The following is an 11,895-nucleotide window of genomic DNA, read 5'->3' as shown; positions in this document are numbered from 1 at the left end:
CGGCTCCACCGGCTCCACCGGCTCCACCGGCTCCACCGGCTCCACCGGCTCCACCGGCTCCACCGGCTCCACCGGCTCCACCGGCTCCACCGGCTTCCCCGTGACCGCGGCCCTCGCCTCCGCCTGCGTCTCTGTCCGCATCTCTGTTCGCGTCTCTGTCGGCGTCCCTGTCTGCGGTGTCTCCGTGCTCATCTACCGTGATCCCGTGGTGACGCGATGGCAGTCCATCGCGGGTGTGTGCTTCTCGGGCCAGTCGTCGCCGCCCTCCGTTATCAGCCAGATCCATTTCTCCGGGTCGGCCGGTGTGATCGGCGGCGCGTATCCGTCGGTGAGGACGACGACCGCGTCCGGGGTCACCTCGCAGCGCCGGCCCGCCACCTCCGTACGGCCCTCCACGTAGTCCGCGACCGCCCGGAAGCTCGTGCCGCCACCGCCGTACACCCGCTCGCCCGGCCGGAACGGCATCACCACGGCGTCGAAGGACAGCCAGTGCGCCGTGACCCCGTCGATCCCGCCGACGAGCCGGGTGAGCCAGTCGATCACCCGGTCCGGCATCGACCCCGAGGTGTCGTAGGCGATGACGAGCACCTTGTCCCGCACCGGGCCGCGCCGGGCGAGCATCGGGTCCTGGCCGAGGGCCGCGAGCAGCGCGCCGCGCTTCTTCGGGTACACCAGCCGCTCGCCGTCCCGCAGCCGCGAGCCCAGGACGTCGACCAGCCAGCGCTGCCACCAGTCGACGGTCCGGGTGCGGGTGGTCTCACCGCGCAGCATGCCCGCGCCCAGGTTCCCCCAGAGCTTCGCGGCCCGCGCCGAGCCCGCCTCCGTACGGCCCATGAGGTCGAGCAGCTCGCGCTCCGCGCCGGCGTGGCCGCGCCGGGCCGCCAGCAGGGTGTTGAGCAGGGCGGACGAGGTCACCGCGTCGACCGTCTCCTGGTCGGCGGGGATCAGACCGGGCACGAGGTGCGGGCAGACCGCGGGCGGCACCGGCGGATCGCACATGCGCTTCAGCTCGCCGTAGATCCGCATGTCGGTCTCGGTGAACGCGTCGTATGCGAGCGGCTCCAGACCGTGCGCCGTCAGGTCAGCGCGGTAGGCGTCGTGGATCTCGCGCGGGTCGATGCCGGTGGGACGGCCGTCCAGCACGGGCAGCTCCGCGCGGGCCAGGCGGACCAGGGCCACGTGGTTGACGGCGACCTCGGCGGCGAGCGTGAACACCGGGTCCTCGCGCAGCTCCGCGTCGGCCAGCAGATGCCGGTGCACCAGATGCCGGGCCTCGTGGAACAGCACGAACTTCACGCCGTCCAGACCCAGCGCGACGAAGAAGTCCGGGTTGTAGAGCAGCAGACAGGTGCCGTCGCCGGAGGCGACCACGGCCGCCGTGTCCACCGCCGTCGTCGGGATCTGGTGCGGGCACTTCGAGTACAGCCAGGACGCCACCGCCGACTCCGTCAGCCCGAAGTCCAGCAGCGCGGCCTCCTTCAGCCGCCGTGCCTCGGCCACCACGGCGGGATCGGCCGGCCGGTACGCCTCGAGTGCTCTGCGGTCCGTCGGATCGACCACAAGAGGGTGTGACCGCCCCCGCTCTCCGTACGCCATGTGCAGCCCCCCGCCGCGCAGTTCCCCCGATGTGTCATTGGTACCAGCAGGCACTGACAACGGGCCAAGGCATTACGATCTGCCGCAAGGGCGGGGCCGTAGCGCAGAGGCAGGCGCACCGGTCTCCAGAACCAGAACACGCCGGTTCGAATCCGGCCGCCCCGCCCCCTTCGCCCCCCTTCTCCCGCTTCTCTCTCCCTCCCCGCACCGGCACGCATGCGGGCGGCCCGCTCGCGCGGCACGCTGGTAGGAGAGCGACGCGGTGATGGGAGGAGCTCCCATGGGACACACGGAACAGCGGCCCGCCACCCAGGCCCGGGCCGAGAAGCCCGCGGGCACCGGGAGCGTCTTCCTCTCCTTCGCCCCGTGGATCATCTTCGGTGCCGTCGCCAGCCCCAGCACCTGGGAGTACGCCGCGCTGGCCGCGCTGGTCGCCGCGGTCGTCCTGTCCGGCAAGGACATGCTCAGGGGCCGGTTCTTCCTGCTCGACATGGTCGCCATCGTGTTCTTCGCCGTGCTCTGCGTCCTCGCCCTCGCGCTGGCCCGCCACGAACTGATCTGGCTGGAGACCTACGCCCAGGTGATCTCCAACGCGGTGGTGGCCGTCGTGGCGCTCGGCTCCCTGGCGTCCGACCCGTTCACCGCGCAGTACGCCCGCCACTCGGTGCCCCGCGAGTTCTGGGACTCGCCGGTCTTCACACACGTCAACAGGGTGCTGACCACGGCCTGGGGCGTGGTCTTCGCGCTGATGGCCCTGTCCACCTGGCTGGCCATCAGGCTGCCCGGGCAGAGCGACTGGTTCAACTGGGTCATCCCTGTCGCTCTGCTGGTCTGGGCGGTGAAGTTCACCGACCGCTATCCCGAGCAGTACAAACGGCGAGTCGCCTAGGCGATGGCCCCCGCGGTCAGGACCAGCTCCGGCGCGGTGCCGTGGAAGGTGTCGACGAGCTGGGCCAGCACCGCCCAGGCCTCCTCCCGGGCGCCCAGGTGGTCCCGGACGAGCGGGCGCAGCGCGTTCTCGGCCTCGGTCATGCGCCGCGGGAACATCACCTGGCCCAGCGAGAGCACCTTCAGTACGTCCAGCGCCGGGCCGTGGCCCGTGGCGTACTCGGCGGGCCCGGCCAGGATCCCCGCCTGGCGGACCCGGAAGTCGAACTTGCGGTGGGTGCCGAACTGGGCACGCAGCGAGGGCGGGCAGTCCGGGCGGACGCACAGGGCCCAGCGGACGTAGCCGGGCAGGGAGTTCTCGCGGTCCGCCTCCGCGACCGTCTGCCAGTGTTCACGCCGGTAGACCATCGAGGTGGCCTCCCGCGCCTGGGCCATGGAGGTCGACTCGCGCAGGGCCGGGACCAGTCCGAGGCGGGCCACCCGGTCCGGGACCGGCGGTGCCTCGTAGTCCCTCCTGAGGATCGGGTCCACCTCGACCGCGAGCAGTCGTCCGGGCGCGAACGGCACCCCGTCCAGGATGGCCCGCCGCAGCGCCGTGTCCTGCTCGGACAGCAGCCGCCAGACGACGGCGTTGAGATCCGGGTCGTCCTCCTGGAGCATCCACAGCACCACCGAGGCCGGCAGCGCCGACTGACCCCACGGGAGCCTGTGCCGGACGCCCTGGAGATCCTCAGGCACCGGCTGGGGCAGCCCGACACGCGCGCGTACCCGATCGGCGTCCCCGGGGTCGATCAGACCCAGCAGAAACCCGACCGCCCGTCCGGAGGTGATGTCAGCACGCATGCGCGCATGATGCCGCAGGCCACGGTCGGCACGCACCGGAAAATCCACACGTCCCCGGCAACGGAAAGGGCCGCCGCCAGGCGACAAGTCACGAGGCGGCGGCCCGGTCGGTCACCCGGTGGTGGCCCGACCCGTCACGCGCCGGCGCGCGCCGCCATCCGGGCCTTGCGGGCGGCCAGCTTCTCGTCGAACTTGGAGGCCTCGGCGTTGAGGCCGCCCATGAACAGCCCGAGTTCCTCCTGCGCCTGCAGGCCCTCCGGGCCGAGGCCGTCGATCTCCAGGACCTTGAGGTGGCGCAGCACCGGCTGGAGCACGTCGTCGTGGTGGATGCGCACGTTGTAGACCTCGCCGATCGCCATCTGCGCGGCGGCCCGCTCGAAGCCGGGGATGCCGTGACCGGGCATCCGGAAGTTGACGACGACGTCCCGCACGGCCTGCATGGTGAGGTCGGGGGCGAGCTCGAAGGCCGCCTTGAGCAGGTTCCGGTAGAAGACCATGTGCAGGTTCTCGTCGGTCGCGATGCGGGCCAGCATGCGGTCGCAGACCGGGTCGCCCGACTGGTGGCCGGTGTTGCGGTGCGAGATACGCGTCGCGAGCTCCTGGAAGGCGACGTAGGCGACCGAGTGCAGCATCGAGTGCCGGTTGTCCGACTCGAAGCCCTCGCTCATGTGCGACATCCGGAACGCTTCCAGCTTGTCCGGGTCGACCGCGCGCGAGGCGAGCAGGTAGTCGCGCATCACGATGCCGTGCCGGCCCTCCTCGGCGGTCCAGCGGTGCACCCAGGTGCCCCAGGCGCCGTCCCGGCCGAACAGCGAGGCGATCTCGTGGTGGTAGCTCGGCAGGTTGTCCTCGGTGAGGAGGTTCACCACCAGGGCGATCCGGCCGATCTCGGTGACCTTGGAGTGCTCCTTCTCCCAGGCCTGGCCGTCCTCGAAGAAGCCGGGGAAGTTGCGGGCGTCGGTCCAGGGCACGTACTCGTGCGGCATCCAGTCCTTGGCGACCTTCAGATGGCGGTTCAGTTCGCTCTCGACCACTTCCTCCAGGGCGTACAGCAGCCGTGCGTCGGTCCAGGCGGACGAGCTGCCGAGATGGGGAGAAGTGATCGTCACGAGAACTCCAGGGGGACGCCGTACACGAGCGAATGAACGGGAACGAACGGGAGGACCGGCGAGCGGTTGCCGGAAACCTACGTGATCGTAGGCTACGAATCCGTAGGTTACGAAGCCGTAGGTTAAGTGTGCTGTAAAGACTCCTGATCAGGTGTGGTGCCCAGGGCGAATCCGGACATGCCAAACAGTCCCGGGACTCGCAGGTCCCGGGACTGAAGAGGTGAGTCGATCACCCGGTCAGACGTACAACTCCCGCAGCCGCACCGAGAGGCACGTCACACATCCCTCGAGCTTCTCGAACTCGGAGATGTCCACGGTGACCACGTCGTGGCCGAGGTCGGTCAGCAGTTCCGCGGTCTTCGGGGCGCTCGCCGCCATCAGCAACTTGCCGCCGCCCAGCAGCACCACGTGGGCGCCCGCGTCCTCCGGCACCGCGAGGAAGCCCGGGAAGAGCGAGGGCCGGTCCACGTTCGGGATGTGCCCCAGAACCGTTCCGTCGGGCAGCGCGGTCACCGCCGACTTCAGATGCAGCACCTTGCTCACCGGCACGGCGACCACGCGCGCGCCGAGCGGCTCGAAGGCGGCCCGCAGTTGCTGCACCCCGGCCGCGTTGGTGCGTCCGCCGCGGCCGACGTAGACGGTGTCGCCGACCTTGAGGACGTCGCCGCCGTCCAGGGTGCCCGGCTCCCAGATCCAGTTCACCGAGCAGCCGAGGCGGGCCACCGCCTCCTCGACCCCGGCGGTCTCCGCGCGCCGGGACTCGGCGCCGGGCCGGGTGATCAGCGCGACGTTCTTGTACATGACGACCGTGTCCTCGACGAACACCGAGTCCGGGCAGTCGTCCTCCGGGTCCACCTCGACGGTCTCCCAGCCGTGCGCGCGCAGCGTCTCCGCGTACGCCTCCCACTGTTCCTGGGCGAGCTCGACGTCGACCTTCTCCCGCTCGACGTGCGTCACCAGACCTTCGGCGAGGCGCGGGCTGGGGCGGCGGATGAGGGCCTTCTTGCTGGGCACGTCGGGTCTCCGGGGTCGGGGATGCGGTCCGGCGCCCGTCGAGGGGCGCCGGACCGCCATCATGCAGGGCGGATCGGTGTCGACAAAACCCCTTGTTGTCAGGCTGTGCCCTCGCCGAGACGCGCCACCTCCTCCGGAACGGTGTCCCGCAGCTCCCCGTCCGCCATCAGCAGCCAGCGCGTGATGCCGATCGACTCCAGGAACGGCAGGTCGTGACTGGCCACGACCAGGGCACCCTCGTACGACTCCAGCGCCGTGGTGAGCTGCCGGACGCTCGCCATGTCGAGGTTGTTCGTCGGCTCGTCCAGCATCAGCAGCTGCGGGGCCGGTTCGGCCAGCAGCAGCGCGGCCAGCGTCGCCCGGAAGCGTTCGCCGCCGGAGAGCGTCGCCGCCTTCTGGTCGGCGCGGGCGCCCCGGAACAGGAAGCGGGCGAGACGGGCCCGGATCCGGTTGTTGGTGGCGCCCGGCGCGAACCGGGCCACGTTCTCGGCGACGGTCCGCTCGCCGTCGAGCACGTCCAGCCGCTGGGGCAGGAAACGCAGCGGCACGTGCGCGTGCGCCTCGCCCGCGGCCGGCGCCAGCTCCCCGGCGACGGTCCGCAGCAGCGTGGTCTTGCCCGCGCCGTTGCGCCCGATCAGCGCGATCCGCTCCGGCCCGCGCAGATCCAGGATCCCCTTCACCCGGGAGCCGTGGGCCAGCTCCAGGTTCTCCAGCGTGAGCACGTTCCGGCCCGGCGGCACGGCCGTGTACGGCAGTTCGACGCGGATCTCGTCGTCGTCCCGTACCGCCTCCACCGCCTCGTCGAGCCGTTCCCTGGCCTCGGCGAGCCGTTCCTCGTGCATGATGCGGTGTTTGCCCGCGGACTCCTGGGCCGCACGTTTGCGCGCTCCCATGACGATCTTCGGCTCGCGCTTCTGGTCGAACATCTTCTGCCCGTACCGCTTGCGGCGGGCCAGTTTCATCTGGGCGTCGGACAGTTCGCGTTTCTGCTTGCGGACATCGGCCTCGGCGACCCGCACCATGCGCTCGGCCGCGTCCTGTTCGACTGCAAGGGCCTCCTCGTACGCCGAGAAGTTGCCGCCGTACCAGGTGACCTCCCCGGAGCGCAGGTCGGCGATCTGGTCGACCAGGTCGAGGAGTTCACGGTCGTGACTGACCACGATCAGTACGCCGGGCCAGGCGGTGACGGCCGCGTACAGCCGCCTGCGCGCGTACAGGTCGAGGTTGTTGGTGGGTTCGTCGAGGAGGAGCACGTCGGGCCGCCGGAGCAGCAGCGCGGCCAGCCGCAGCAGCACCGACTCCCCGCCGGAGACCTCGCCGACAGTCCGGTCCAGACCGATGTGGCCGAGCCCGAGCTCGCCGAGGGTGACCAGCGCGCGCTCCTCGACGTCCCAGTCGTCGCCGACCGTCTCGAAGTGCGCCTCGGAGACGTCACCCGCCTCGATGGCGTGCAGCGCGGCCCGCCGGGCGGCGATGCCGAGCGCCTCGTCCACCCGCAGCGTGGTGTCGAGGGTGACGTTCTGCGGGAGGCAGCCGATCTCGCCGGCCACCTTCACGATGCCGTCGGACGGGGTGAGCTCACCGGAGACGAGTTTCAGAAGGGTGGATTTCCCTGATCCGTTCACGCCCACCAGGCCGGTGCGGCCGGGGCCGAAGGAGACGTCGAGGCCCTCGAAGACGGGGGAGCCGTCGGGCCAGGCGAAGGACAGGGAGGTACAGCTGACGGATGCAGACATGGGCGCCTCGCGGTTGCTTGCGGTGTCGGGGGCAAACGCGTGTCGAGACACCGCGAGGCAGCAGCCGAGGGGCCAGGGAGAGATCCTGCGCCGGGGGACGGCTCGTACGCCGAGGTCGAACGCCACAGACACACCTCACGGGTGTGACGCGGTGTCTCAGGACCTCAGACGAGCAACGTCCTTCTCCAATCGACGACAACAGGACGTGGTACACGCTAGGAGGGCGCCGGAGGGACTGTCAAAGGCATTAGATCCGCAGGGCTGTGGTGCTCAGCAGGCGTCCCGCATCAGCTCGGCCAGGTCGTGGTCCAGGTCCAGCTGGAGGTGCTCGAAACCGGAGGGCACCAGGTCTCCGGTCGCCTCCAGGAACCGGCGTATCTCGCCTGTGCGCACATGGATGACGGCGGTGCCCTCGGGGGCGTGGAACTCCAGCACGGTCCGGTCGTAGCCGTACGGCCGCACCCGGACGTCCCCGCTGCCCTCCGGGGCGTGCAGGCCGGCCGCGAGCAGTTCGCGGGAGAACGTCCAGCAGACGTCGACGCCCTCCAGGGTGGCCGGGGCCGGGAAGGTCATGCGGACGGCGAACGGGTCCTCGCGGTCGTAGCGCAGGGTGGCGGGAATGCTCGGCATGCGCGGCGACGCGGCGACCAGGCGTGCCTCTACGGGCTGCTCGATGACGGTGGACAACGCCTTGCTCCCTCATGACGGACGAACGAATTTCCGGGCGTGTGAGACCTGGCACTGGAAGAGACGACGGAAGTGGCCGATCCGTGCACACGAAAGGCGGGTGACCTGTGTCACCGGGGGCATTCATACCTTCGGCTTACCTCTTCCGGGACCTACGGGCCGTCTGGACGGAGCCGGGGGAGTGGGCTAACTTCGCGCGCCATGAGGCGCTTGGGGAGCACGCGACGGACCGGACGAGGCCGACGGACGAGCCGGGTGGTGGCCGTGGGAGTGGCGTGCGGGGCGGCGCTGGCCGCGCTGACCGCGGGCTCCGCGCAGGCCGCGACGCCGGCACCGCACTGGGCGCTCAAGGACACCGGCACGCCGGACGTCCGCTTCCGCGGTCTGGCCGCCGTCGACCGGAACACCGCCTGGCTGGCCGGAACCGCCGGTACGGTGCTGCGCACCACGGACGGCGGGTCGAGCTGGCGGAACGTCTCCCCGCCGGGCGCGGGCGACCTTCAGTTCCGCGACGTCGAGGCGTTCGACGCGCGGCACGCGGTGGTGCTGGCCATCGGCGAGGGCGAGGCGTCCCGGGTCTACCGCACCGACGACGGCGGGGCCACCTGGACCGAGTCGTTCCGCAACACCGACCCCGCCGCCTTCTACGACTGCCTGGCCTTCTTCGACCGCCGCCACGGCCTCGCCATGAGCGACCCGGTCGACGGCAGGTTCCGCATCCTGTCCACCAGCGACGGCGGCCGTTCCTGGCGGGTGCTGCCGAACACCGGCATGCCGGCCGCCCTGGACGGCGAGGCGGGCTTCGCCGCCAGCGGTCAGTGCCTGGTCACCTCCGGACCGAAGGACGCCTGGCTGGCGACCGGCGGCGGCGCGCACGCGCGCGTGCTGCACTCCGCCGACCGCGGACTGACCTGGACCGCCGCCGACACCCCGATCCCGGCGGCCGATCCGGCCAAGGGCGTCTTCGCCCTCGCCTTCCGCGACCGCACCCACGGTCTCGCCGTCGGCGGCGACTACCGCGCCGACCAGTCCTCCCCGCAGGCCGCCGCGGTCACCCCCGACGGCGGCCGCACATGGCAGCCCGCGGCCACCCCGCCGCCCGCCTACCGCTCCGGCGCCGCCTGGCTCCCGCACAGCCGCACCGCGGCCCTCGCCGTCGGCCCCACCGGTACCGACCTCACCACCGACGCCGGCCGCACCTGGCGCACCGTCGACACCGGCTCGTACGACACCGTGGACTGCACCCCTGACCTGAGCTGCTGGGCGGCCGGCGAACAGGGACGTGCGGCCCGCCTGGAGAGCTGACCCGCGGGTACCCGGTCCTGGCGTACCGAGAGAGGAGCGGTCATGCCACGTGGATCCAGCCCCAAGCGGGAACGCCAGTACGAACACATCAAGGAGAGCGCGCTCGACCGGGGCGAGAGCCAGGAGCGCGCCGAGGAGATCGCCGCCCGGACCGTCAACAAGGAACGCGCCCGCTCCGGCGAGTCGAAGACCGCCAGCCGTACGTCCGTCCAGGACATGTCCTCCGGCAGGCGCGGCGGCAAGCGGTCGCACAGCGGGGCCCAGGGCCCGACCTACGACCAGCTCTACGAGGAGGCCAGGCGGCGCGGCATCGAGGGCCGTTCGGACATGAACAAGGCCCAGCTGCAACGCGCTCTGGACGCAGGGAAGGGCTGACCCGGTCACCTGGCCACCCGGTCGGAGCACGCGCGCGTGGAGCTCATGCGCCGCGTCGTACCGCGGGTCCCGTCGTGGCACGCGCGCCCGGGCCGGGGAGCCGGGCTGCACGCCGGGTTCTGTCCGGCCCGTCACCGCACGCGCGCGTGGGGCGCCGTACGCTCGTGCGCACCATGACGACCGTACGCGTACCCGCGGGCTGGCCCGCCACCGAGGAGGCGGCGCTGGCCGTACAGGACGAGCTGCGGGGGCGGGTGGTCCGCGACGAGCCGGGACCGGCGCCGGGCACCGGGCATGTCACGGGCGTGGACGTGGCCTACGACGACGAGCGGGACCTGGTCGCGGCGGCGGCCGTCGTGCTGGACGCGGCGACCCTGGAGGTGGTCGCCGAGGCGACCGCCGTCGGCCGGGTGTCCTTCCCGTACGTGCCGGGGCTGCTCGCCTTCCGCGAGATCCCCACCGTACGGGCCGCCCTGGACGCCCTGCCCTGCCCGCCGGGCCTGGTGGTCTGCGACGGCTACGGCCTCGCCCACCCGCGCCGCTTCGGGCTCGCCAGCCACCTCGGCGTCCTCACCGGCCTGCCCACCGTCGGCGTCGCCAAGAGCCCCTTCACCTTCGCGTACGACGACCCGGACGCCCCGCGCGGCAGCCACGCGCCGCTCCTCGCCGGCACCGAGGAGGTCGGCCGCGCTCTGCGCACCCGGGACGGTGTCAAGCCCGTGTTCGTGTCGGTGGGCCACCGGGTGAGCCTGGACAACGCCTGCGCCCACACGCTCGCGCTCACCCCCGAGTACCGGCTGCCGGAGACCACCCGCCGCGCGGACGCCCTGTGCCGGAGTGCGCTGCGTGAAGCTCAGGCCTGAGTAGCGATTCTGAGTACGAGTACGGATGCCGCCGTTACAGTCCGACGGCAGGCTTGCCGCATGACCACATACCGTGCCTCCGAGTCCGTTGCCGCCTCCGCCCAGCCCGTCGGGCGCTCGGTGACGGCCGCGTTGGTCCTCGCCGTGGTGGTGGGGTTCGGATGGGTGGCCGGGATGCTCTACACCGTGATCCAGTGGCAGTCCTAGGGGTTCAGCGGGTCGCCGCCACCCGGAAGCCGATCCCGGCCGCGCGCAGCCGCTCGGTCAGCGCGTCGCCCATCGCCTGCGCGGTGGTGACCTGGCCGGCCGTCGGGGGCAGGTCGTCGAGGGCCAGGGACAGCGCCCCCTCGGCGAACATCTTCGCCGTCTCGCCGTAGCCCGGGTCCCCGCCCGAGACCTCCGTGAAGACGCGCCGTCCGCCGCCCTCGCCGACGAACCGCACCGCGAACCAGCTGCGGGCCCGCTTCTCCGCGCTCGGCCCGTCCCCGGGCTTGAGCCGGTCCGACAGCCAGCGCCGGGCGGGCGGCACCTGGGCGGCCGCGGCGACCGCGCCGACGGCGGCGAGCCCGCCGAGGGCGACCGGCAGGTGCTTGACGGCCGCGTAGTGCCGGTAGCGGAAGTCGGGGCCGTAGCGGTCCAGGGCCTTCGCCGAACGGCGCACGATCTGGGCGTCGATGGTGGGCAGCGGCAGCGCCCAGGCACCGACCTCGGACGCGAAGCGCGGGGCCCCCGTCGGCGCGGCCGCCCGGCGGCTCACCAGCCGGGGCTCGTGCCGGGCGCGGTCCCGGGCGGCGGCGATCATCTGCCGGGGGCGCGCGAACTGGTCCAGCGCGGAGGCGAAGGTGCCGCCGGAGAAGGTGGCGTCGGCGGTCACGAACCCGTCCACGGTCAGCGGCACGCCCTCCGGCAGCTGCCGGACCGTGAAGTACGCGCCCAAATCGTGCGGGACCGAGTCGAAGCCGCAGGCGTGCACCAGACGGGCGCCCGTCTCCCGCGCGCGTGCGTCGTGCCGGACGTACATCAGGTCCACGAACTCGGGCTCGCCGCACAGGTCCAGGTAGTCCGCCCCGGTGTCCGCGCAGGCCGCGACCAGGTCCTCGCCGTACCGGCCGTACGGACCGACCGTAGAGGCCACCACGCGCGCGTGCTCGGCGAGGGCACGGACCGTGGCGGGCTCCGTGACGTCGGCGCGCAGCACACCGACCTCCGCGCCGCCCGGCAGCCGCTCGCGCAGCGCCGCCAGCTTGGCCTCGTCCCGGGCGGCGATCGCCCAGCGCAGGCCCTCGGGAGCGTGGGCGGCGAGGTACTCGGCGGTGAGTTCGCCGACGAAGCCGGTGGCCCCGAAGAGCACGATGTCGTAGGGACGGTCCGTCGTTTTCAGCCTGCTCATGACACCTCTCGGTCCTGCAACCCGCGCCGTTGTCGGTGGCTGAGGCTAGCGTGAAGGGTGCGGACGCACCCCCACCGGGTATCTTGACT

12 protein-coding genes and 1 tRNA gene are annotated in these 11,895 nt (G+C 72.1%); 6 read left to right on the top strand and 7 right to left on the bottom strand.

Features of this window, described 5'->3' with window-relative positions:
- Nucleotides 1-192: 192 nt before the first annotated feature.
- The gene (locus ACFZDK_RS46790; RefSeq protein WP_390982891.1) at nt 193-1,596 is read right to left on the bottom strand and encodes a hypothetical protein; all 1,404 of its coding nucleotides are present in this window, start codon (nt 1,594-1,596) and stop codon (nt 193-195) included.
- Nucleotides 1,597-1,686: 90 nt separating this feature from the next.
- Here ACFZDK_RS46790 and ACFZDK_RS46785 point away from each other — a divergent pair.
- Nucleotides 1,687-1,762, top strand: a tRNA-Trp gene (locus tag ACFZDK_RS46785).
- Between the two features lie 114 nt (nt 1,763-1,876).
- Nucleotides 1,877-2,485, top strand: coding sequence for a hypothetical protein (locus ACFZDK_RS46780; protein ID WP_390982889.1), 609 nt, complete (start codon nt 1,877-1,879; stop codon nt 2,483-2,485).
- Here ACFZDK_RS46780 and ACFZDK_RS46775 read toward each other — a convergent pair.
- From ACFZDK_RS46775 to ACFZDK_RS46755, 5 genes are all read right to left on the bottom strand, one after another.
- Nucleotides 2,482-3,327: a hypothetical protein gene (locus ACFZDK_RS46775; RefSeq protein WP_390982886.1), complete on the bottom strand. Its 846-nt coding sequence runs from the start codon at nt 3,325-3,327 to the stop codon at nt 2,482-2,484. The two genes, ACFZDK_RS46780 and ACFZDK_RS46775, sit on opposite strands and share 4 nt — an antisense overlap.
- Before the next feature lie 134 nt (nt 3,328-3,461).
- Entirely contained in the window at nt 3,462-4,436 is a 975-nt protein-coding gene (locus ACFZDK_RS46770; RefSeq protein WP_390982883.1) for an acyl-ACP desaturase, read from the bottom strand.
- A gap of 237 nt (nt 4,437-4,673) precedes the next feature.
- Nucleotides 4,674-5,450, bottom strand: a complete 777-nt coding sequence (gene ddaH / locus ACFZDK_RS46765) for a dimethylargininase (protein ID WP_390982881.1) — start codon at nt 5,448-5,450, stop codon at nt 4,674-4,676.
- 98 nt (nt 5,451-5,548) lie between these two features.
- Nucleotides 5,549-7,186 carry an ATP-binding cassette domain-containing protein gene (locus ACFZDK_RS46760; protein WP_390982879.1) on the bottom strand — a complete coding sequence of 546 codons (1,638 nt, stop codon included), beginning with the start codon at nt 7,184-7,186 and terminating at the stop codon, nt 5,549-5,551.
- Between the two features lie 270 nt (nt 7,187-7,456).
- The gene (locus ACFZDK_RS46755; protein ID WP_390982876.1) at nt 7,457-7,873 is read right to left on the bottom strand and encodes an SsgA family sporulation/cell division regulator; all 417 of its coding nucleotides are present in this window, start codon (nt 7,871-7,873) and stop codon (nt 7,457-7,459) included.
- 270 nt (nt 7,874-8,143) lie between these two features.
- On the opposite strand from ACFZDK_RS46755, the gene ACFZDK_RS46750 reads away from it, so the two are divergent.
- From ACFZDK_RS46750 to mmpA, 4 genes are all read left to right on the top strand, one after another.
- Nucleotides 8,144-9,178: a WD40/YVTN/BNR-like repeat-containing protein gene (locus ACFZDK_RS46750; protein WP_390982949.1), complete on the top strand. Its 1,035-nt coding sequence runs from the start codon at nt 8,144-8,146 to the stop codon at nt 9,176-9,178.
- Between the two features lie 42 nt (nt 9,179-9,220).
- Nucleotides 9,221-9,553 (top strand): plasmid stabilization protein, encoded by a 333-nt coding sequence (locus ACFZDK_RS46745; RefSeq protein WP_390982874.1) that lies wholly within the window; start codon nt 9,221-9,223, stop codon nt 9,551-9,553.
- A 173-nt stretch (nt 9,554-9,726) separates the two neighbouring features.
- Nucleotides 9,727-10,416 carry an endonuclease V gene (locus ACFZDK_RS46740; RefSeq protein ID WP_390982871.1) on the top strand — a complete coding sequence of 230 codons (690 nt, stop codon included), beginning with the start codon at nt 9,727-9,729 and terminating at the stop codon, nt 10,414-10,416.
- A gap of 60 nt (nt 10,417-10,476) precedes the next feature.
- Complete coding sequence (gene mmpA, locus ACFZDK_RS46735; protein WP_390982869.1) at nt 10,477-10,623, top strand: morphogenic membrane protein MmpA; 147 nt, start codon at nt 10,477-10,479, stop codon at nt 10,621-10,623.
- Between the two features lie 4 nt (nt 10,624-10,627).
- Here the strand turns inward: mmpA and ACFZDK_RS46730 are convergent, their stop codons facing one another.
- Nucleotides 10,628-11,806 carry a saccharopine dehydrogenase NADP-binding domain-containing protein gene (locus ACFZDK_RS46730; protein ID WP_390982867.1) on the bottom strand — a complete coding sequence of 393 codons (1,179 nt, stop codon included), beginning with the start codon at nt 11,804-11,806 and terminating at the stop codon, nt 10,628-10,630.
- Nucleotides 11,807-11,895 lie beyond the last annotated feature (89 nt).

The sequence above is a fragment of the Streptomyces sp. NPDC007901 genome, assembly GCF_042959465.1.
Classification (GTDB): Bacteria; Actinomycetota; Actinomycetes; order Streptomycetales; family Streptomycetaceae; genus Streptomyces.
The sequence above is the reverse complement of the archived record's forward strand: the minus strand, read 5'-3'. Positions and strand labels throughout refer to the sequence as shown.